Here is a 21,921-nt window from a genome sequence, read left to right on the forward strand (position 1 = left end):
AAGTGAAATATTTCACAAGAAATGAAATATATTTTCACTGCGGTGTATGCATAATTAACACATACATCGATACAAGATTGTCTCTTGTTATTCTTTTACATCGAAGCCCACATTACACTACAAAGTATAACAAGAAGGGGACAGGAACATGAATAATCGATTATTAAAACAACTACAAAACATGAAAATGAACAAAAAAAGTCTAGGAGCTGTTGCATTAACAGCTGGGATTATTGGCACGACACTTATTCCTCAAAACGCATATGCGCACGGTTTTGTTGAAAAGCCTAGCAGCCGATCTGCTTTATGTAGTCCAACCTATGGTGCACTAAATGCAAACTGTGGAAGTGTTATGTATGAACCACAAAGTTTGGAAGCTCCAAAAGGGTTCCCGCAAGCTGGCCCAGTTGATGGCCAAATCGCTTCTGCAGGTGGTAAATTTGGTGGTGTTTTAGATCAACAAACAGCTGATCGTTGGTTTAAAAATACAATCACAGGCGGGGAAAATACTTTTACTTGGAAATATACAGCGCCTCACTTAACGAGCAAATGGCATTACTATATTACAAAAAAAGGATGGAATCCAAACAAAGCGCTCACAAGAGCAGATTTTGAACCAATTGGAACTGTACTACATGATGGTTCTGCAGCCTCAAATCATTTAACTCACAAAATCAATGTACCTACTGATCGAAGTGGATATCATGTGATTTTAGCAGTATGGGATGTAGCTGATACAGCAAATGCATTCTATAATGTAATTGATGTTAATCTTATCAATGATGTGAAACCAGATATAGAAGCTCCAAGTACTCCAAATGGAATTCAGACACAAAAAGTAACAGCGAATAGTATAGAACTAACGTGGAACGCTTCTACGGATAATGTAGGGGTAAAAGGGTATCAAATCTTCCGTAACGGAGAGATGATTGATACAGTACCAGGAACTCATTTTATTGATAAAAAATTACAACCAAGTACAAAATACTCTTATACTGTAAAAGCTATTGACGCAGCTGGAAATGTATCGAAAGAAAGTGCAATGCTTACAGTAAAAACAACAGATGAGGCTCCTGATACAGAAGCACCAACACAACCAAAAGGATTACATAGTATGGGAACGACAGCGTCAAGTGTAGATTTAATGTGGAGTCCATCTGACGATAATATTGGTGTAGACCATTACGATATTTATAGAGAAACAGAAGGATTAATGAAAAAGATTGCAACATCCAATACGACTTCTTATATGGATAAAAATTTACTTCCTAATACTACTTATAAATATGTAGTGAAAGCTGTTGATGTAGCTGGAAATGAATCTGTACAGAGTGATATATTCACAATTACTACAAAAACTGAAAGCGCTTCATATGAAGAGTGGAATGCAAAGAAAGCATATGAAAAGGGAGATAGAGTTCTACACGAGGGAAAAGTATATGAATCTGTCCAGAGTTATCAAGGAAATGGGGATCCAAACTGGATTTATGCCTTATCATTATGGAAAACAGTGTAAGCTTTACCTAGATATGAACTAAGAGATGATGGGCTTTGATGTAAAAAGAAATCTTGAGAATTCACCTTTCTGTTTATAAAAAAGACGACGTTGAATACGTCGTCTTTTTTAACCAATTTCCCTTTCCTTTCCTACGAATTTTCTCCGCTGTAAGTAGAAAAAATAATGGATTTATTCGCTATACGATTCATGTCATTACGGCAGCTACTGTATACTTGCTGTGTAGAAGTACGAAATGCAGTAGTATTTATAAAGAGGGAGGAGTACATGTGCTTTTTTAAGGATAGTCCTGATATGGTTTCCTACAATTGTAAGTCTTCCTGCTAAAACGGACTCTAGCAGTTAAAAGCTTCCTGTTCGTAGTATTATTAAAGACACAAAGGAATATATAAAAGAAAATGCTCCGCTCTACCAGAGATCCTTTATCGCTGGTTACGGTCAGAAAGTCTATCGATTCGCCAAAGTCAATATTTCATCTGCAACGAGGTCAGGACGAAATTGATGAATATAATGATCGGTATCCTTAATCACCAATTGTTTTGCTTGCAAGGACCAGGAAGTAAATTCCTTTTCGTATTTGTTCCAGACTTCATCCGTAGCCCCTAAGTAATCGGCGGTAAGCACAGTAAGGGGAAAAGGGAAAGGTTGTTTGTCATCCAATACGATCTTCGCATTAGTTTTTGACTGACGTAGTTCATCATCTATATTGTCATTTTTAAGCTTAAGCAATGAGGCTGTCAGGTCAATTTCCTTCAATTTATCGGGAACAAATTTCAAGCCGTTTCGATTTTTACGTGATTTTTCGATAACGCTATCCGAGTGAAAAAGCATCCGAAACACACCTGTGTTAATGAGCAGCTGATTAGTAAAACCATCACTTATTGGTGTCTCAACATCATCGTAGTAATATTCTGGACTTCCGCTATCGAGCAAAACGATACCCTGAATCTCATCTGGGTATTTTTGTGCAAATCGGATTGTTTCAAGGGATCCTAGCGAATGTCCTACAAATAAGTAAGGTGGTTTTTGTCCAGACGCCTGCAATATTTCATGTATTTCGTTCGTTATTATATCGATATCACGCTTCTTATCTGTCGTATCACTATAACCATAGCCAAACCGATCATAAACTGCGAATTTAACATGTGGCGCGAGCTTCTCATATAGTGGATAAAAATCAACATATGGATTAGGTGTCCCCCACCCAGAAGCAAATACAACGGTCACATTTCCTTGACCACCGGCATATAAATGCATATTTTTCCCATTAATATTGTACAGCTTGCCACTAGGGGTATAAGATTTCAAATCTTGCTGAACTCTTATCTTTTCATATATCACGCCTGATCCCAGAAGAATAAGAATAGCCAGAAACCCAAAAGTAACCGTTTTACATAATCTTTTACGCCATTTTTTCATCTATCACATTCTCCTTTTATGGTAAGAAATGTATACCTTGGATCTCTTTCAGTATATATGCTTATTAGAAAATGGTATCTTAATTTTGGCTTAATTCTCAAAAGTAGCTGTTATGGGGGGATTTGGAGCAAATGTTTTTTAAAATGATAGTTATTTAATAAATAAAGATAATGAAGTGTTTGATATCATTTCATTTAACGAAGATTTGATAGGTCAATTAAAAATTAAATATAGTACAGAATATGATAATTATTATGAAATAAGTAGATAACTTGCTAACGATTAAGAGGCTATTCTATAAATCAATGGAGTTGATTTGTAGAATAGCCTCTTTTTAAAAGGAGAATAAAAAGATGTACAAAAAGAAAATCATATAAAAGATTTTTCTAATTGTTATGTATTACTATTGAGATAAATCCTTCGTCATAAGTATATGTGGAATGCCATCTTCCATAAATACATTGGAAGAAGTTTGATAATCTAATTTTTTATAAAATCCTTCAGCTTGTGTTTGACCGTGTAGTTTTACTTTTGTAGCTTCTTTGTCACGAGCAATTTCTTCTAGCGCTTTGATTATTACTTTTCCTAATCCGTATTTACGATAGTCTTTTAAAATACAGATGCGTTCTAATTTTCCTGCACCGTCAACAAATCGTATACGACCTGTACCTACAGGAAGATCGTTATAATAAACTAAAATATGTTTGCATTTCTCACCGATTTTATCGAATGTATCGAATTCATCTTCAAGAGGGACACTTTGTTCTTTTACAAATACTTCTTTTCGAATATGAAAGGCGGTTTCTAAATCTGTAAGTTCTGTTATGACTTTGGAGTGCAAATTGTTCAGTCCTTTCTAGTGTGATGTGCTTTTGTTTTCATAGTATATCATAATGATACGCAATACAGAGAAAATATAAAAAGCTGACTGTAAGAGTCAGCTTTCATTATAGTTCCTTTATCCCGTTTTTTGTTCCAATAATCGCCTTACTAGTCATATTAACAAACAACCCTGTTTCAACTACACCTGTAATCATTTTTAATTGAGTGTGTAAATTGGTAGGATTAGTTATGTTATGAGGGAATATACAATCAATAATCATGTTATTGTTATCGGTAATAAACGTTTCATTATTTTTTAAACGTAACGTTGTTTGACAACCTAAAGATTGAATTTTCCTTTCGGTTTGTTTCCAGGAAAAAGGTATTATTTCAATAGGTAATGGGAAAGTACCTAAATGTGTTACAAGTTTCGATTCGTCAGCAATAATAATTAGTTCTTTGGAGGAAATGGCAACAATTTTCTCGCGAAGTAATGCGCCACCACCACCTTTTATAAGTTGTAAATTAGCATCAATCTCATCCGCTCCATCAATTGTAAGATCAAGGCTTTGTACGTCGTTTAACGAAATTAGAGAGATATTTAGTTGTTTAGCTAATACTTCCGTTTCTTTTGACGTTGGTACAGCTTGAAATGATAAGCCTTCTTTTACACGCTCACCTAATTTTTGTATCGTCCAATATACAGTAGAACCTGTGCCAAGTCCAACTTTCATCCCATCTTTTACAAAGTTTGCAGCATATTCACCAGCGAGCTGTTTTAAATTCAGCATATTATTCTGCTGGGCGTGGGCCTGCATCAAGACCTGAATTTTCTACTGTAAGTATAGGACGAACGACTATATCTTTATGTACGTGCATTTGGCATGATAAACGTAAGTGATCTTCAATTCCTTTTTCTGTAATCGCATTTTTTTCATTTGTGCTCGCTTCACAGAAATCACCCGCTATAATTTCAACTCTACAAGTAGTGCAACGTGCTTTACCACCGCAACGATGGAGAATATGTACACCGTTATCTTCAATCGCTAATACTAACTTTGTTCCTTCTTTCACATCAAAAGTTCCCGCACCTTCAATTGTTAATTTTGGCAAATTTGTTCCTCCTCACGTAAAATTGTACATAACATATTTATGACCGCGAATTATTGAACATAAACATAATTTTTTTATATGCCCGTAACTTTTTTATTTGTTGAATCGTTAATTAAGTAAGCGCTGAAAAGGAGTGGTTATTTTGTGCACAAAAGTAATCCAGATTTTACAGAACCATATTGATACGAATCATTCAAATATAAACTGTTTAATTGAGCAATATGGAGAGTTAAAAAGGTACTGTACTTTTTTAACGAAAAACAAATGGGACGGAGAAGATCTCGCTCAAGAAACAGTATGTAAAGTTCTTCAAAAATATAGTAATAAAAATATTTGTATGACACTCGTCTATAAAATAGCTAGAAATCGTTGGTTAGATCAAATGAAGTCAAAATCAGTACATGAAAAAATAAGGGACCAAATTACTTTTGAAGAACCGCATGAAAAAATCGCAGATTTGCATGAAATGGTAGGGAAAGTATTATCTTTATTAAATGTACAGCAATCCGCAATTTTATTATTAAAGGATGTTTTTCAATATAGTATCGCTGATATCGCTAAAGTATGTTCCGTATCGGAAGGGGCAGTGAAAGCTTCTTTATTTCGGAGTAGAAATAGGCTGAAAACTGTAAGTGAAGAAGGGATTGAGATAGTCGAGTTCACAGATGATATTGAAGTTGTAGTAACGTCTATTCGTGAGGAGAGACCAGAATTATTAACGAAACTCCTTCCGACAATAGATTTTACTAAGTTACCATCTATACAGCCAGTCTTACTATTTGGTGTGAAAAGACCTTCTTCCTACAGTTGTATGCTTTGCGCGGCATAACAATTATTGGAGGGATTTAAAATGAATACAATTCCATATGTTGTAGAACAAACGAAATTAGGAGAACGTTCCTATGATATATATTCAAGGTTATTAAAAGACCGAATTATTATTATCGGTTCAGAAATTAACGACCAAGTAGCGAGTAGTGTCGTAGCTCAATTATTATTTTTAGAAGCGGAAGATGCAGAGAAAGATATATTTTTATACATTAATAGCCCAGGCGGATCAACGACAGCTGGTTTTGCCATATTAGATACGATGAATCTCATTAAACCAGATGTACAAACGCTATGCATGGGATTTGCAGCATCATTTGGTGCATTGTTATTATTATCAGGTGCAAAAGGAAAACGGTTTGCGCTCCCTAACAGTGAAATTATGATTCATCAGCCACTTGGTGGTGCGCAAGGCCAGGCAACAGAAATTGAAATAACAGCGAAAAGAATACTAAAGTTAAAGCGTGATATTAATAAAATGATTGCAGAAAAAACGGGGCAATCGATTGAAAGAGTAGCACATGATACAGAAAGAGACTATTTTATGACTGCTGAAGAAGCGAAAGAATATGGGATTGTAGATGATGTTGTTACGAAAAAATAAGATAAAACAGGCTAGAGGAATAGCATATCCTCTAGCCTGTTTTATTAATCTTTTACCCATTCATCAACTAGCGCTTGATTCTTTTCAATCCATTTGCGCGCCGCTTCTTCAGGATCTTTCGTTTTATTTAACATGACCATTAATGTACCAAGTTGTTCATCGTTCATTTTCCATTTGTCAAAGTATTTCACGATATCTGGATAATCTTTTTCGAAACCTTTACGAACAGAGTAATAAATGTCATCTTTTTCACCATATACTTTTTTAGGGTCTTTTAAATATTTTAAGTCAAATTCTGAAAAGCCCCAATGCGGATTCCAAAGCGTAACAGCGATTGGTTTCTTTTTCGTATATGCTTTCTTTAATTCACTCATCATCGCAGCTTCAGAAGATTGGACAAGTTTTAGTTTAATATCATATTCCTTCATCGCTTTATTTGTTAAATTCATAAGACTACTACCGGGTTCGATACCGACAATTTTGTTATCTAGTTCATCTTTATGAGCATTTAAATCCTCAATACTGTTAATGTTTTTCATATAAGAAGGGACGACAAGGCCAAGTCCAGTACCTTCATACCATTTTGATTTTAAGACTATATCATCTTTATAACGAGCATTTAGCGGTTTATCCGTAACGGGTAGCCATACTTCTAAATTAGCATCAACATCACCGCGAGCAACGCCAGTCCAAATTGCAGCTTTTTCTAAGTACATGAGCTCAACTTTGTAACCTTTTTGTTCTAATAAAACTTTCCACATGTTTGCCGTTGCAATGTTTTCTTTCCAACTTGTTACACCAAGTTTAATTTTCCCTTTCGAATTTGCATTTGTTGCATTACATGAAGAGAAAATCATAGTAATAAATAATGCAAGGCATATAAGCCATATTTTCTTTTTCATCGAAACCCTCCTAAGAAACGTTTGCCTTTTTAAATAAATGTATAAGTAAGCATTCTTATTATGAACGGAAACGCGAATTTTAAAGAAATCTTATGAATGTCATTTTTATGTAATATTTCTTTGCAAAATCGCAACACTATATGAATAGATGGGTAGAAAAGGAGTAGTGACATGGATAATACAAAGGTGCGTGTTGAAAACGTAACAAAAGTATTTGGGAAACACCCGCAAAGAGCGCTGTCTTTATTAAAAGAAGGAAAAAGCAAATCGGAAATTTTGAAAGAGACAGGAATGAACGTGGGTGTAAAAAAGGCAACCTTTGAAGTATATACTGGAGAGATTTTCGTTATTATGGGTTTGTCTGGTAGCGGGAAATCTACGTTAGTTCGGATGTTAAACCAATTAATTAAACCAACAGCGGGGCATATATACATAGATGGTGAAGATATCGCAACGATGGGAAAAGAAGAGTTGCGAAGAGTGAGAAGAACGAAGATGAGTATGGTGTTTCAAAAGTTCGCTTTATTTCCACATCGTACAGTGATACAAAATGTTGCGTACGGGTTAGAAATTCAAGGAGTTCCAGTAGAGGAAAGAGAGAATAAAGCGTTAGAATCGCTACAGTTAGTAGGACTCGATCATCATAAAGATAATTATCCAAGTCAACTTAGTGGCGGTATGCAGCAGCGTGTTGGAATCGCAAGGGCATTAACAAATAATCCAGATGTATTGTTAATGGATGAGTCATTTAGTGCATTAGACCCACTGATTCGAAAAGAAATGCAAGATGAGCTGTTAGAATTACAAGATAAAATGGAGAAAACAATTATTTTTATTACACATGATTTAGATGAAGCTCTTCGAATTGGAGATCGTATCGCATTAATGAAAGATGGAGAGATTGTCCAAATTGGAACACCGGAAGAAATTATGATGAGTCCTGCCAATGAATTTGTAGAGAAATTCGTAGCGGATGTAAATTTAGGAAAAGTAATTACGGCGGAATCTATATTAAAACGACCGGAGACTTTATTAATTGATCGTGGACCGCGTGTAGCACTTCAAATTATGAGGAACGCTGGCGTTTCTACTGTGTATGTTGTTAACAAAAAGTATGAATTTTTAGGTATATTAACTGCGGATGATGCAAGTAAAGCAGTGCAAAAACAGTGGCCAATCGCTGATTTATTACTTAACGATATTCCGCATGTATATTTAGATACTTTACTTGAAGAGACGTATGCAAAAATGGCGGAGATGAAATATCCGTTACCCGTAATCGATGAGAAGAAAAGGTTAAGAGGAATTATTAAACGTGAAAGTGTCATTCAAGCTCTTGCAGGTAACATTGAGGAAGAGGTGAAGGACGATGAATAGTATACCGCGCATTCCATTAGGGGAATGGGTCGATTCATTTGTTGCAAGTTTATATGAGCACTTTGAAGGCTTATTCCGAGGGTTCTCTTATATTATTGGAGGATTCGTTGATTTACTCACTAATTTTTTAATAATAATACCAGCCATATTGATGATTATTATCCTTTGTTTCCTCATTTGGTACACAACGAGAAAATTATCTTTAGTTATTTTTACGCTTATTGGATTATTATTTATTTTAAATATTAACTACTGGGCACAAACGATGCAAACATTGGCACTCGTATTAACATCCGTTATTATCTCAATTATTGTTGGAATTCCAATTGGGATATTAGCATCTCAAAATGAACGCTTCTCAAAATTTTTAAAACCGACATTAGACTTTATGCAAACAATGCCGGCTTTCGTATATCTTATTCCTGCAATTACATTTTTCGGAGTAGGTGTAGTGCCTGGGATTATCGCATCCGTAATCTTTGCAATGCCACCGACAATTCGTTTTACTGACTTAGGAATTAGACAAGTTCCAGAAGATTTAATTGAAGCAGCGAATGCATTTGGATCCACAGCATCACAAAAACTATTTAAAGTACAATTACCACTTGCAACCGGAACGATTATGGCTGGAGTGAACCAAAGTATTATGCTTTCGTTATCGATGGTTGTAACAGCATCACTTGTAGGAGCTCCTGGACTTGGAGTTGATGTATACCGCTCTGTAACACAAGTTAATATAGGAATGGGATTTGAAGCCGGACTAGCTATTGTTGTCATTGCGATTATATTAGACCGCATTACACAAGGATTTCATCAAAAAAGAAGATAAAAAAGAAAACACACTTTACTATACAAAGTGTGTTTTTTGTTTAAAAAAATTACATACGAACGATAACAGAACCTCCAGCTGGTGCACAAACTTGGTTTTGTTGTTGTTCCATGGATTTAATTAATTGATTATTTTCGTCGATTAATGAGATTAGTTTCGCTAATTGACTTTCAAGACTTGCAATACGCTGCATCATATATTGTGAATCATGATGTAATGTATTCCTTACGGTATGGGGGGAATAAACATATTGTTGATTCATATTTGGATTCCAATAAGGATGCATTTAAATCGTTCCTCCTTAAATAAATTACGGATCTTTCTTATAGTAAATGCCTATGTACAATTAATGGTTACTTGAAATTTTTTTATGATAAAAGGTGTATGTACATAAAATGGAAAATATTATATGTGAAGTTATAGTACATTTTTTGGAAATATTGAAACGAGATAGTGCATATATTAATACATTCAAGTAAATGTATGTTATTTAGGGAGAAATGATGGGAGGAAATGCAATTTTGGCTAAAAATAAAAAAAGAAATGATGCTTTGGCAATAGGTGTCGGTATAGGGGTTGTAATTGGTGTATTTCAAGGGCACTTTACAAATAATTTAGTAATCGGAATTGTGATTGGGATTATAATTGGGATTGCGTTTTTGAAGAAATAATGAGGTGTAAATTCATTTCAAAAATTGCTGTATCAAAAGAATGAAAATTCGGAATATCAAACCTGTTTTTCCTTTTTTTGTGATATTATATATAAAAAGGATGGTGATGGATATGTCAACAAACAATCAAGTAGAACAAAACTGCTTCATTTGCGAAAAACATAAAGGAAATATTATAGTTCCAGGTGGTGCTATTTACGAAGATGAACTCGTTTACGTTGGACATGTCCACTGGGATAGTGAAGAAACATACCTAGGTTATGTAATGATAGATATAAAAAGACATGTACCTGGCCTCGCTGAACTAACAGATGAAGAAGCGAAAGCGTTCGGACTTATAACAAGTAGAGTAAGTAAAGCATTAAAAGAAAGTGAAGGAGCAGAACATATTTACACTTTTGTTTCAGGAAATGGTGTACCACATATGCATATGCACATTATTCCGCGTTATCCGAATACACCAAAAGAGTTTTGGTCACCAACCGAAGTAGCGAAATGGACTGGTGCACCATATGGTGACGAAGAGAAAATAAAAAAACTATGCGAAAGAATACGAAAGTATATGGTAAATGAGTATGCATACAACAAATAATACACAATATTCGTGGGTTGGAAGTAGGGAAATGTGTTTAGGTGAAATCTTAGTTAAGCAATATGGTGATATTGTACTTGGTAAATATGGCGGGAATATAAGTGCTGGAGCGAAAAAGAATGAAGATGGTGCATTAGTTTGGTCAAATGGTGAATGGGAATTTGCAGCTATTTTAGATGGACATAATAGTGCAGACAGTGTTGATTTAGTAGTAAATACAATCGAAAAGGAATATGAAAATATAAAAGTAATGCTGAATGAATCGATTGATACAGTATTTCGATCTATTGAAAATCATATTCTTACTATCTTTCAATCCTCTACATTTAAGGAAAAGTGCCAAAGAATTAAAGGTGAAACAGCTTGCTTAATATGTGTAAGAAAAGAAAATTATATATGGTGGTTATCTATTGGCGATTGCCTCATTTATGTATTTCATGAAGAGTTACATAAGTTAGGACAATATGCATTAAATCAACGTCATTTTTACGAATGGATTGGAAATATAAACACATTTAATTTACCAGTCCCTTGCTATTCAACAGGAATTCGTGAATTACGTACTGGGAAGAATCGAATTGTCATGGTCACAGATGGGGTATTAGAATGCGGGGAACGTCATTATGAAACACCATTGAATCTGTATAATGATATGAATAGAAATAATATAGAACTTGAAGAAAGTGTTCATTATGTATTAGAGCACGTTCATCATCAATTCGGACGAGATAGTGCGACAATTATTAGTTGGGACGTTGAAAACAAAGAGAATGCTACATATCCGAGTGATCAGCCAGATAAAAGGTAAAGGAGGAGACATCACTGTTTTTAGTTAAAGTAATTTTATTAGTATTATGGATCATATTTGTAGTTATTTTGGAAAAAGGAGTGAGAAAAAATTTAAATATACCGAAACAAACTGAATGGAATAGTAAATATGTAAACAACTCTCATAAATGGGGTACTAGGGCTCTTATCATTTCTTATATAATTGTTACAATGATATGTGCCACTTTAAATCCTATTTATATTAGTAATTTACCCATATTATTTTTAATAACTTTATACTGCTTTCAATCATATATGGAGTGGAAATATGATAAAGAATCAAGGGAATATGTCAGTTCTTTAGGAACAGTTCCTTTATTAATAATAACAGGAATTATGTTTAATCTCTTCTTTTATAGTTATTGGATTTAATCATATGTGGAATGAACGGAGTGACAAAATGAAAATACCTAAATTACGTGCTGAAGTAATGATTTTAAATGAAGATCATTCTGAAGTACTTGTACAATGTGATTTAAGTGAAACATTTTATCGTTTTCCAGGCGGTTCTATTGAATTTGGTGAAACAGCAAAAGAAGCAATAATACGAGAATTAATAGAAGAATACGATTTGAAGATTGATGTTCAAGAGTTAGCCGTTGTAAATGAGGATATTTTCAAGTGGAATAACGAAAAAGGACATCATTGCACATTGATGCATCGGGGAACTGTTAAAGAGAGAATAACAAATGAAATAAGACATAAAGAATATGAGGATATTATATTAACTTGGAAAAGTATAAATGAATTAAAGGAGAAGCCCACATATCCTGAAGGGATTGTAAGTTATTTAGAAGAGAATAACCGAAATATAGTCCACCTTATTTCTAAAAATAAATAAAGTAATAGGAGGGATAACAATGGGTACCTCTACAATTTTGATTATTATTATTGGACTAGGTATTGGTGGATATTTCTTAGAACAGTTTTTAAGAAGAAAGTTGAATATGGAGAAAAGAGGATTCTTTGGATATAAGCATGTGAATAGTTTACATGTAAAATTGGAAATAGGGCTTATTATTATTTATATAATAGGTAGTTGTTATTATATGTTTAAATTTGAAAACTCTAAAATGGCTTATGTCATGTTCATTTATTTAGGGATATCATCGACTTTAAGAGCATGGATGGAATGGAAGTATGATAGAGAATCAAGAGAATATATACTCTCGATAACGGGAATGGTTGCATTTATATTGATGCTCTCAATACTAGTTTATTTCGTTCCACCTGCAACGTAAAACTTTAATAATGGAATGTAAGAGATATAAGGGGATGGATTAGTTTGGATTTAGACTTAATTTTAAAATGGATTGAAGAAAAATGGAAAGAACAATCACTTCTAATAATAGGTATTGATGGTTGTGGTGGTGCAGGAAAAAGTACGTTAGCTAATAAAATAAAAAGTAAGTTTTCAACTGTAACGATTGTTCATATGGATGATTTTTATTTACCATGCTCACAAATTATAAATGAACATCCTACGAATAAATCGATTGGTGCAGATTTTGATTGGAAACGCCTTTTACAAGAAGTTTTAGATCCGATTAGTAATGGCATTGAAGGATGTTATAAACGTTACGATTGGGAAACGGATTCTTTAGCAGAATCTCATACTGTTCTTGCAAATGGAATTGTTATTATAGAAGGTGTATATGCAACACGTCAGGAACTGGCGGAAATGTATGATTTGAAAATATGGGTGAATTGTCCTCGTGAAACACGTATAAAAAGAGGGGTTGCTAGAGATGGCGAAACAGCACGTGATATGTGGGAAAACAATTGGATGGTTGCTGAAGATATGTATGTAGAAAGTCATAAACCACATGAATTTGCAGATTTTATAATTGATGGTACAAATCAAGAGTTAACTAATAAATAAGAAACCATTGAGTAGTAAATGGTTTCTTATTTAAATTTATCATTTATTTTAGCTATAATAGATGTAACGAAATTTGTTTTATCCTCAGCATATTTATGTTTATCATTAGGGTTAGCTTGTGAAAGTTGAATCTTTAACTGTTCATACTGAATACGAGAAGTTTTATTGTCTATTAAGTAATCTCTGAATTGTAATTGTTCTATTAAATATGTATTCCTTTGTTCATACATATGAATTTGATGAGTTCGTGGTTCTCCTTTATTAAAATAATATCGTTCAGGCAATGCATCTTTTCTGTATTTATAGTTTAGTAGTTCTAACTTGTTTATACATTTTAAACCGTCCGTATAATTTTCTAATTCGATTGCAATATCAATAATTGGCTTTGCACTTAAATGTGGAATAGAAGTACTACCAATATGGTGTATTGCTAAAATATGTTCACCAATTTGTTCCTCAATGAATTGTTTCTCTTTCATAAATTCAATTTGCCATTCTTCAGTCCACGGAACTAAAAACACTTTTCCATACGGTAAACCTAACATTTAATTAGCACCTCTTTCAAAATGTTTATCAAAAAAGTTAACTACATTTTCTTAAAGGTTCTCAATACAAGGTATTCCCACAATCTCCAAGGAAGAATCCTCTTCGCAAAGATCATAAATTTTACACCTTTTCCAATTGGGTATCGTAAATTCGTACGCTTCGATTCAGCAATTTCTACAATTTTATTAGAAACATCTATCGGATTACCAAATGTATCACTGCCGCTATTAATATGTTTTTGTATTTTATCCATATATTCTTTGTAAGGAGAAGTAGTATCAGATTGGTTTGTAGCTAGTTGTTTACCCACTTCCCAAATATTTGTGTTATAAGAACCTGGTTCCACTAATACAACATCTATTCCGAACGGTTTTACTTCTAAACGAAGGGATTCACTCCAGCCTTCTAACGCATATTTTGAAGAAACGTAAGGGGATAGACCAGGGAATCCAACTTGACCACTAATGCTACTTATATTAATGATTTTCCCACCTTTTTGTACTCTCATATAAGGTAAAACAAGCTGAGTGATTGATATAGCCCCAAAAAGATTCGTTTCAAATTGTTTACGGTATTCCTCTACTGGAATTTCTTCTACAAAGCCCCCATGTGCATATCCTGCATTATTAATGAGAAGATCTACTCTAATTATTTCTTTTAAAAATAATTGAAAGTTATGTATAGAGTTTTGATTGGTTACATCTAATTGTTGAATTTTGATGTTTTGTTGTAAGTTCAGTTTAGTAGCTTGAGATATTAAATCTTCTTGTTTATTAAGGTTTCGCATTGTAGCTATGACTAAATAGTCTTTTTTCGCAAGCTCAAGTGTTGTTAAAAGACCGAAACCACTTGAAGCCCCGGTTATAACTGCGATTTTTTTATCCATTTTCCGCCAGCTTTCTTTTTCTTTTATCATAACGAGTTATGATAAGAAAATCTATTATTCTTACATTCGTTTTGAGAGCAATACCCGTTAATTCTATATTCTATGAGATTTTTAAAAGAGGGAATTATAAAGACTCAGCGTATATAGAAAAGTGAGTATTAATATGTTAATGAAATGAGGGGAAAAAATGGCCCATGTAAAAGATGTTTTAGCAGATCAATTATTAGCGAATGCAAACGATCCTAGTTGGTATATTCCATTTTCAGATGCAGTGAAAGATCTACCTGAGAGAGAAGCTTTCTGGAAACCGAATGAAGAGAGTAATAGTATAGCTGAAATTGTACAACATTTACTGTATTGGAATTCAACGTGGCAAACTAGGTACAAAGAATCGAATGTGGATGCCGTGCCCGCTATTGGTGATAATAACAAAAGTTTTATGCTTTCAGATAATCAAACCTTCGATGAGTTAAGAGAAAAACTACTAGAGAAACTGTTACAATGGCAAAAGCTTATAAATGAAGAGAAGGTTGAAAGTGATGTAGTTGGATTTCCTGTTTCTGCAAAGTGGTGGGAAATATTAGCAAATGTAACAACTCATAACGCTTATCATATTGGTCAAATTATTTACATCCGGAAGTTACAGAAGAGTTTTGAGAATGAATAAGATAATAATTCTCAAATTAGGTGAACAAAAGTGGACAAAACGAGACATATGTCTCATTTTGTCCACTTTTTATTATGAAAGAAATGAGAAAACCCATGAAATCAAGGATTAGAAATTGGCACAGTACTTGCAATATAAAAGATGAACAAGAAAATAGGAGGGCTGAACATGTTAAAAACAACTGAAAGTAAAGGGAATGAAATTACGAAAGAACAAGCTCGTTGGATGTATGAAAAAATGTTAGAGATTCGTAAGTTTGAAGATAAGGTGCATGAATTATTCGCCCAAGGCGTTCTGCCAGGTTTCGTTCATTTATACGCAGGTGAAGAAGCGGTAGCAGTTGGTGTATGTGCCCACTTAACGGATCGTGACAGTATTACAAGTACGCATAGAGGACATGGACATTGTATCGCAAAAGGCTGTGATTTAAACGGGATGATGGCTGAACTTTTCGGGAAAGTGACAGGGTTATGTAAAGGTAAAGGCGGTTCCATGCATATTGCCGATTTAAATAAAGGAATGCTTGGTGCAAATGGGATTGTAGGTGGAGGTTTTCCACTTGCTTGTGGCTCAGCATTAACAGCTAAATATAAAGGAACGAAAGATGTGAGTGTTTGCTTCTTCGGTGACGGAGCAAATAATGAAGGGACATTTCACGAAGGGGTTAATTTAGCAGCGATTTGGAAGTTACCAGTTATTTTTATCGCCGAAAATAACGGTTACGGTGAAGCAACGACATTTGAATATGCGTCAAGTTGTGATTCCATTGCAGATCGAGCAAAAGCCTACAATATTCCAGGTATTCAAGTGGATGGAAAAGATTTACTTGCAGTATATAAAGCCGCGGAAGAAGCAGTAGAACGTGCGCGTAATGGTGGTGGTCCAACAATAATTGAATGTATGACATATCGCAATTACGGTCATTTCGAAGGTGAAGCACAAACGTATAAAACTTCAGAAGAAAAAGAAGAACATTTAAATGAAAAAGATGCGATTGTGAATTTCCGTAAGCATTTAATTCATGAAGCGCTATTAACTGAATCTGAACTTGTCGATATGGAAAAGGCAGTAGATGAAGCAGTGCAAAGATCAATTGAATTTAGTGAAAATAGTCCATATCCAGAGGATGAAGAATTATTAAAAGATGTATACGTTTCTTACAAATAAGAGGAGGGTGAAAAATAATGACTAGAACAGTAAGTATGTCAACTGCAATTAATGAAGCGATGAAAATATCAATGCGTCGTGATGAAAATGTAATTTTAATCGGAGAAGATGTTGCAGGCGGTGCACAAGTTGATCACTTGCAAGAAGATGAAGCATGGGGCGGTGTACTCGGTGTTACGAAAGGCCTTGTACAAGAATTTGGCCGAAATCGTATTTTAGATACACCTATTTCAGAAGCGGGTTATATGGGGGCGGCGATGGCAGCTGCTGCAACAGGATTACGTCCGATTGCTGAATTAATGTTTAATGACTTTATAGGTAGTTGCCTTGATCAAGTATTAAACCAAGGCGCAAAGTTCCGCTACATGTTCGGTGGTAAAGCGAAAGTGCCAGTTACAGTACGTACGATGCATGGTGCTGGTTTTAGCGCAGCGGCACAGCATTCACAAAGTTTATATGCGTTATTTACGAGCATTCCAGGTATAAAAGTTGTCGTTCCTTCTACTCCGTATGACGCAAAAGGCTTATTATTAGCAGCAATTGAAGATGACGATCCAGTGATCTTCTTTGAAGATAAAACACTTTACAATATGAAAGGCGAAGTACCAGAAGAATACTATACAATTCCATTAGGGAAAGCAGATATTAAACGTGCAGGTTCTGATGTAACAATCGTCGCAATTGGAAAACAAGTTCATACAGCACTTGCAGCTGCAAAGCAATTATCGAAAAAGGGACTTGAAGTAGAAGTAATTGATCCACGTTCTTTATCACCACTGGATGAAGATACGATTTTAGCATCTGTTGAAAAAACGAATCGCCTAATTGTTATTGACGAAGCAAATCCAAGATGTAGTATCGCAACGGATATTGCAGCAATTGTAGCGGATAAAGGATTCGATTTGTTAGATGCACCTATTAAACGAATTACAGCACCACATACACCAGTTCCGTTCTCTCCACCACTTGAAAAGTTATATTTACCAACGCCGGAAAAAGTAATTGAAACTGTATCAGAAATGATCGGAGACCAATCTTTATTACATGTGTAATGAAACGATGAGAAGGGAGAGAGAAACATGGCTGTTGAAGTTGTAATGCCAAAGTTAGGTATGGCGATGAAAGAAGGTATTATTACGAGCTGGAATATTAAAGCAGGTGATAATGTAGAAAAAGGTGAACTAATTGCTAGCATTAACTCGGAAAAAATCGAAACTGAAATAGAAGCACCGGCTGATGGAACTGTTCTTGATATAACTGTAAGTGAAGATGAGGGAGTTCCACCGGGTACTGTAATTTGCTATATTGGTAAGCCGAACGAAAAAGTAGAAGTCTATGAAAATACAAATGTTGTAGAAGAAAAAACACCTAATGCGGAACCTAAAAATATACAACATCCAGAACCATATGCGAAAGAAGTAGCGAAGCAAAGAATCAAAATATCTCCGGTTGCGAAAAAGATTGCAAAAACTGAAAATCTTGATATTAGATCATTAATTGGTACAGGACCTGGTGGAAGAATTATAAAAGTAGATGTATTAAAGGCACTTGAAGAAAGAGTTGCAATTCCAGAAGTACTTGAACAAGAAGAAAGTAAAGTCATTCCTGTGACTGGTATGCGAAAAGCAATTGCGAACCGTTTGCATGCAAGCCTACAAAATAGTGCGCAATTAACATTAACGATGAAAGTAGATATTACAGATTTAGTAGCTTTACATAAAGAAATAGCGGAAGTTGTACAAAAACGCTATGATAACAAACTAACTATTACTGATTTTGTTTCTCGTGCTGTTGTATTAGCGCTTAGAGAGCATAAAGAAATGAACAGCGCGTATATAAATGATGCCATTCATCAATTTGAACATGTTCATTTAGGCATGGCAGTCGCTTTAGAAAAAGGATTAGTCGTTCCGTCTATTCGCTTTGCTAATAATTTATCTTTAGTAGAGTTATCTAAAGAGATTAAAAACGTTGCACATAAAGCAAGAGAAGGTAGTTTAAGTAGTGACGATATGCAAGGAACAACCTTTACAATTAGTAATTTAGGTAGCTTTGGGATTGAGTATTTCACACCAGTATTAAATACACCTGAGACTGGTATTTTAGGTGTTGGTGCAATTGAATATGTTCCAGTATATAAAGGGAAAAAATTAAAAAAAGGAAGCATATTACCTTTAAGTTTAACTTTCGATCATCGTGTACTAGACGGCGCACCAGCAGCTGCATTTTTACGCACAATTAAACGTTATTTAGAAGAACCTGTAACAATTCTTTTATAAAGAGAAGGTGAGAGAATGAGTAAATTAGTCGTTATTGGAGGCGGACCTGCTGGTTATGTAGCAGCAATTACTGCGGCTCAAAATGGGAAAGATGTCACTCTTATTGATGAAGCAGATCTTGGCGGGACTTGTTTAAATGTTGGTTGCATGCCTACAAAATCATTGTTAGAAAGTGCGGAAGTGCATGACATTGTGAGAAAAGCGAATAATTATGGAATTACACTTAACGATGGAAGTATATCAATTGATTGGAAGCAAATACAGGCGAGGAAATCACAGATCGTAACGCAGCTCGTCCAAGGAATTCAATATTTAATGAAGAAAAATAAAATAAAAGTTATACAAGGTAAAGCGAAATTTGAAACGGATCACCGTGTACGAGTTACACACGGTGATAAAGTAGATGTAGTAGATGGAGACCAGTTCATTATAGCAACAGGTTCAGAACCGACTGAATTACCTTTTGCTCCATTTGATGGGAAGTGGATTTTAAATAGTAGCCATGCAATGTCCCTAGAAAACATACCGAAATCATTATTAATCGTTGGCGGTGGTGTAATAGGTTGCGAGTTTGCAAGTATTTATAGTCGTCTTGGAACAAAAGTTACGATTGTTGAAATGGCACCGCAATTATTACCTGGTGAAGATGAAGATATCGCACATATTTTAAGAGATAAACTAGAAAATGATGGCGTAGAAATATTTACAGGAGCTGTTTTAAAAGGATTAAATAATTATAAGAAGCAAGCTTCATTTGAATATGAAGGAAGTATCCAAGAAGCCAATCCGGAATATGTTCTCGTTTCTGTCGGCCGAAAACCACGTGTACAAAAATTAGATTTAGAAAAAGCAGGTGTTCAATTTTCAAATAAAGGAATTTCTGTGAATGAACATATGCAAGCAAATGTATCACATATTTACGCAGCAGGTGATGTGATTGGTGGAATTCAACTTGCTCACGTTGCTTTCCATGAAGGAACGACAGCAGCGTTACATGCGAGTGGAGAAGATGTGAAAGGTAACTATCATGCAGTACCTCGATGTATATACACATCCCCAGAAATCGCAAGTGTTGGTTTAAACGAAAAAGATGCAAGAGAGCAATATGGTGATATTCTTATCGGAGAATTTCCTTTTACAGCGAACGGAAAAGCGCTTATTATTGGAGAACAAACAGGTAAAGTAAAAGTTATTGTTGAACCTAAATATCAAGAAATTATAGGGATTTCTATTATCGGTCCTCGTGCAACCGAACTAATCGGACAAGGAACTGTAATGATTCATACAGAAGTTACCGCTGATATTATGAGAGATTATATTGCAGCGCATCCAACTTTATCTGAAGCGATTCATGAAGCGTTATTACAAGCTGTAGGACATGCTGTACATGCCTAGATGAAAATATAATAAACCACTATTCTCTAAATCAATGAGAGAATAGTGGTTTGAAATTTTTTATTAGCAAATATACAATTACTATTTAATTTCAATAGCTGAAGTAATATCGTTCCAATCAGCAGCTAAATTGGCAGTCTTACCGTACCAATCAGCATGTTTAAATAAAACACCTTTTCCATATCCTTGTGTTGAAGTATGCTCCCAAAGTGTCGTTGAATAACTTGCGGAAGGTGAAGCTGTACTTACAGAAGAAATTCTATCATTCCAGCTAGAAGGTAAGTTTTTAAAACCGCTGCTCCAGTAAATATATTGGCCACCTTTATCTTTATGTTCATAAAAATCAGTACTACCAGCACCGCTACCTAAAGGGTTAATTTTATTTTTAAGTACTTTTTTATCCTTTTCAATATAAGAATCTAATGTTTCGCGACTAGTAAAACCATAAGCTAGCCAATCTCCATTTTCATTTTGCTCTGGTAATACCATAGTAATTTGGATGTCTTTCTTATCCTGATCACTTAATTTTGCAAATGAATTAACATTCTGTTCATCCACTTGTAAATAGTCAAATGAATTAATTGTGTTACTTTTTTCTTCTGCACTTACTGCACCTAATCCTCCAGTTAATGCAAATCCTGCTACTAATGTCCCTGCTACTAATTTCTTCAACATATAACCATCCCTTTTTGTTTAGATTTTGTACAGGTGAAACTTTGTACTAGTAAAATGTATTCTAATTATCAACTATTGTAAATATTCTGAAGTTTTAGAAATAAAAGGCGGAATATTTATAGTTTTGCATTTTTTCTTTAGAAAAAATAGTTATTGGAATGATATAATAAATAGATGTATTGCTTTTGTTGGATGTTAAAATGTTTTAGGGGGAAAGTCTTTGAAGTATTTTAATAAAGATTGGTATAAAGAAATGCAAGTGTCTGGATTTTTAATTTTCTCAGAAACAGTAGAAGAATGGGAAGAGATGTTGCGAGAGAGCGAAAAGATAGGAATGGATTATAAGCAAAGTTTAAGAGAAGACGTGGAAGAAAAGAAAGAAGATCTATTAAAGTTTCTACCTAAGTCATTACATCCATACATTCATGAAAATACAATTAATTCAGAATACCCATCGAAAAAATTAAAGAAACTTATGCTTGAGTGGACAGTAGATTATGAGAAAAGAATGAGTGATTTAGAACAAGCTTATATAGATAATTATAATACTATAAAAGAAAAGCTTGCGCAGAATGCCGTTCAACTACATGAATACGCACTACATGACAGTGTAGTCAAATCAGTAGATAGAAGGTCAGAAGATAAGCTAATAATAACTTTAGATTGCAGTGGTACTTTCAGTGAATTTGATAAACTGGAAGTAACTTTTACAGGCGTAACGAAATGTTCTATTCCGGAACATTTTGAAGGTGCTTGGTGGTTATGTCATGAAATAGATCGTATTAATCAGGGTTTCGAATTGGGTGTTTTATTTGATTGCCCCTTTGAAGAAGTGACGATTTGTGCAAAAGACGTATTGCTTGAGATAGGTAACTAGTAAAGTTTATAACTTTACTAATAAAAAACAGTCTTATAAGACTGTT

27 protein-coding genes are annotated in these 21,921 nt (G+C 34.4%); 18 read left to right on the forward strand and 9 right to left on the reverse strand.

The genetic code is table 11. The annotated features are described in order from the left end of the window. Positions 1-148: 148 nt before the first annotated feature. Positions 149-1,516: a lytic polysaccharide monooxygenase gene (locus tag DN394_RS23030; protein WP_149294277.1), complete on the forward strand. Its 1,368-nt coding sequence runs from the start codon at positions 149-151 to the stop codon at positions 1,514-1,516. Positions 1,517-1,963: 447 nt separating this feature from the next. Here DN394_RS23030 and DN394_RS23035 read toward each other — a convergent pair whose 3' ends face one another. From DN394_RS23035 to DN394_RS23050, 4 genes are all read right to left on the reverse strand, one after another. Beyond that, positions 1,964-2,935, reverse strand: coding sequence for an alpha/beta hydrolase (locus DN394_RS23035; protein ID WP_097916865.1), 972 nt, complete (start codon positions 2,933-2,935; stop codon positions 1,964-1,966). Positions 2,936-3,338: 403 nt separating this feature from the next. Continuing rightward, positions 3,339-3,776, reverse strand: coding sequence for a GNAT family N-acetyltransferase (locus DN394_RS23040; protein WP_097916867.1), 438 nt, complete (start codon positions 3,774-3,776; stop codon positions 3,339-3,341). A 106-nt stretch (positions 3,777-3,882) separates the two neighbouring features. Beyond that, a complete protein-coding gene (rpiA, locus tag DN394_RS23045) occupies positions 3,883-4,545 on the reverse strand; it encodes a ribose 5-phosphate isomerase A (protein WP_097917248.1) in 663 nt (220 codons plus the stop codon). Positions 4,546-4,549: 4 nt separating this feature from the next. Further along, entirely contained in the window at positions 4,550-4,870 is a 321-nt protein-coding gene (locus DN394_RS23050; protein WP_046954108.1) for a 2Fe-2S iron-sulfur cluster-binding protein, read from the reverse strand. A 142-nt stretch (positions 4,871-5,012) separates the two neighbouring features. On the opposite strand from DN394_RS23050, the gene DN394_RS23055 reads away from it, so the two are divergent. Continuing rightward, positions 5,013-5,699 carry an RNA polymerase subunit sigma-70 gene (locus tag DN394_RS23055; RefSeq protein WP_149294278.1) on the forward strand — a complete coding sequence of 229 codons (687 nt, stop codon included), beginning with the start codon at positions 5,013-5,015 and terminating at the stop codon, positions 5,697-5,699. 21 nt (positions 5,700-5,720) lie between these two features. After that, on the forward strand, positions 5,721-6,302 hold the full coding sequence (clpP, locus tag DN394_RS23060) for an ATP-dependent Clp endopeptidase proteolytic subunit ClpP (RefSeq protein WP_097916871.1): 582 nt from the start codon (positions 5,721-5,723) through the stop codon (positions 6,300-6,302). A gap of 44 nt (positions 6,303-6,346) precedes the next feature. On the opposite strand, the gene DN394_RS23065 is transcribed toward clpP, so the two are convergent. Beyond that, positions 6,347-7,204, reverse strand: a complete 858-nt coding sequence (locus DN394_RS23065) for a glycine betaine ABC transporter substrate-binding protein (protein WP_048547352.1) — start codon at positions 7,202-7,204, stop codon at positions 6,347-6,349. A gap of 171 nt (positions 7,205-7,375) precedes the next feature. On the opposite strand from DN394_RS23065, the gene DN394_RS23070 reads away from it, so the two are divergent. Beyond that, the gene (locus tag DN394_RS23070; RefSeq protein WP_046954107.1) at positions 7,376-8,581 is read left to right on the forward strand and encodes a quaternary amine ABC transporter ATP-binding protein; all 1,206 of its coding nucleotides are present in this window, start codon (positions 7,376-7,378) and stop codon (positions 8,579-8,581) included. Beyond that, positions 8,574-9,410: an ABC transporter permease gene (locus DN394_RS23075; RefSeq protein ID WP_046954106.1), complete on the forward strand. Its 837-nt coding sequence runs from the start codon at positions 8,574-8,576 to the stop codon at positions 9,408-9,410. Before DN394_RS23070 ends, DN394_RS23075 begins: the two co-directional genes overlap by 8 nt. A gap of 49 nt (positions 9,411-9,459) precedes the next feature. On the opposite strand, the gene DN394_RS23080 is transcribed toward DN394_RS23075, so the two are convergent. Further along, complete coding sequence (locus DN394_RS23080; RefSeq protein ID WP_141542913.1) at positions 9,460-9,696, reverse strand: hypothetical protein; 237 nt, start codon at positions 9,694-9,696, stop codon at positions 9,460-9,462. A 217-nt stretch (positions 9,697-9,913) separates the two neighbouring features. Between DN394_RS23080 and DN394_RS23085 the strand changes: the two genes are divergently transcribed. From DN394_RS23085 to DN394_RS23115, 7 genes are all read left to right on the forward strand, one after another. Then, the gene (locus tag DN394_RS23085; RefSeq protein ID WP_000509286.1) at positions 9,914-10,081 is read left to right on the forward strand and encodes a glycine zipper domain-containing protein; all 168 of its coding nucleotides are present in this window, start codon (positions 9,914-9,916) and stop codon (positions 10,079-10,081) included. Between the two features lie 112 nt (positions 10,082-10,193). Further along, entirely contained in the window at positions 10,194-10,673 is a 480-nt protein-coding gene (locus DN394_RS23090) for an HIT family protein (protein WP_000106234.1), read from the forward strand. Beyond that, positions 10,657-11,481, forward strand: a complete 825-nt coding sequence (locus DN394_RS23095; RefSeq protein ID WP_149294279.1) for a PP2C family serine/threonine-protein phosphatase — start codon at positions 10,657-10,659, stop codon at positions 11,479-11,481. Before DN394_RS23090 ends, DN394_RS23095 begins: the two co-directional genes overlap by 17 nt. Before the next feature lie 68 nt (positions 11,482-11,549). Further along, the gene (locus DN394_RS23100; RefSeq protein ID WP_149294280.1) at positions 11,550-11,873 is read left to right on the forward strand and encodes a DUF4181 domain-containing protein; all 324 of its coding nucleotides are present in this window, start codon (positions 11,550-11,552) and stop codon (positions 11,871-11,873) included. Positions 11,874-11,901: 28 nt separating this feature from the next. Continuing rightward, positions 11,902-12,342, forward strand: a complete 441-nt coding sequence (locus DN394_RS23105) for an NUDIX domain-containing protein (protein WP_149294281.1) — start codon at positions 11,902-11,904, stop codon at positions 12,340-12,342. 19 nt (positions 12,343-12,361) lie between these two features. Beyond that, positions 12,362-12,742: a DUF4181 domain-containing protein gene (locus DN394_RS23110; protein ID WP_098628709.1), complete on the forward strand. Its 381-nt coding sequence runs from the start codon at positions 12,362-12,364 to the stop codon at positions 12,740-12,742. A gap of 44 nt (positions 12,743-12,786) precedes the next feature. After that, positions 12,787-13,383 (forward strand): uridine kinase family protein, encoded by a 597-nt coding sequence (locus DN394_RS23115; RefSeq protein ID WP_149294282.1) that lies wholly within the window; start codon positions 12,787-12,789, stop codon positions 13,381-13,383. 26 nt (positions 13,384-13,409) lie between these two features. On the opposite strand, the gene DN394_RS23120 is transcribed toward DN394_RS23115, so the two are convergent. Both DN394_RS23120 and DN394_RS23125 read right to left on the reverse strand, forming a co-directional pair. Then, the gene (locus DN394_RS23120) at positions 13,410-13,928 is read right to left on the reverse strand and encodes a GrpB family protein (protein WP_097916877.1); all 519 of its coding nucleotides are present in this window, start codon (positions 13,926-13,928) and stop codon (positions 13,410-13,412) included. Positions 13,929-13,969: 41 nt separating this feature from the next. Beyond that, positions 13,970-14,815: an oxidoreductase gene (locus DN394_RS23125; RefSeq protein WP_215594274.1), complete on the reverse strand. Its 846-nt coding sequence runs from the start codon at positions 14,813-14,815 to the stop codon at positions 13,970-13,972. Between the two features lie 187 nt (positions 14,816-15,002). Here DN394_RS23125 and DN394_RS23130 point away from each other — a divergent pair, with 187 nt between their 5' ends. The 5 genes from DN394_RS23130 to lpdA all read left to right on the forward strand — a co-directional run bounded on the left by DN394_RS23130 (position 15,003) and on the right by lpdA (position 20,323). Continuing rightward, positions 15,003-15,482: a DinB family protein gene (locus DN394_RS23130; protein ID WP_097916881.1), complete on the forward strand. Its 480-nt coding sequence runs from the start codon at positions 15,003-15,005 to the stop codon at positions 15,480-15,482. 168 nt (positions 15,483-15,650) lie between these two features. Then, positions 15,651-16,649, forward strand: coding sequence for an acetoin:2,6-dichlorophenolindophenol oxidoreductase subunit alpha (gene acoA, locus DN394_RS23135; RefSeq protein WP_046954101.1), 999 nt, complete (start codon positions 15,651-15,653; stop codon positions 16,647-16,649). 17 nt (positions 16,650-16,666) lie between these two features. Further along, positions 16,667-17,701, forward strand: coding sequence for an acetoin:2,6-dichlorophenolindophenol oxidoreductase subunit beta (gene acoB, locus DN394_RS23140; protein WP_097994135.1), 1,035 nt, complete (start codon positions 16,667-16,669; stop codon positions 17,699-17,701). Positions 17,702-17,728: 27 nt separating this feature from the next. Then, the gene (locus DN394_RS23145) at positions 17,729-18,928 is read left to right on the forward strand and encodes a dihydrolipoamide acetyltransferase family protein (RefSeq protein ID WP_149294284.1); all 1,200 of its coding nucleotides are present in this window, start codon (positions 17,729-17,731) and stop codon (positions 18,926-18,928) included. 15 nt (positions 18,929-18,943) lie between these two features. Beyond that, complete coding sequence (gene lpdA, locus DN394_RS23150) at positions 18,944-20,323, forward strand: dihydrolipoyl dehydrogenase (protein WP_149294285.1); 1,380 nt, start codon at positions 18,944-18,946, stop codon at positions 20,321-20,323. An 81-nt stretch (positions 20,324-20,404) separates the two neighbouring features. On the opposite strand, the gene DN394_RS23155 is transcribed toward lpdA, so the two are convergent. Beyond that, positions 20,405-20,998, reverse strand: coding sequence for a hypothetical protein (locus DN394_RS23155; RefSeq protein ID WP_149294286.1), 594 nt, complete (start codon positions 20,996-20,998; stop codon positions 20,405-20,407). Between the two features lie 220 nt (positions 20,999-21,218). Here DN394_RS23155 and DN394_RS23160 point away from each other — a divergent pair, with 220 nt between their 5' ends. Continuing rightward, positions 21,219-21,875 (forward strand): DUF4085 family protein, encoded by a 657-nt coding sequence (locus DN394_RS23160; RefSeq protein ID WP_149294287.1) that lies wholly within the window; start codon positions 21,219-21,221, stop codon positions 21,873-21,875. Positions 21,876-21,921 lie beyond the last annotated feature (46 nt).

The organism is Bacillus sp. BB081 (assembly GCF_008368895.1).
Lineage (GTDB): Bacteria > Bacillota > Bacilli > Bacillales > Bacillaceae_G > Bacillus_A > Bacillus_A wiedmannii.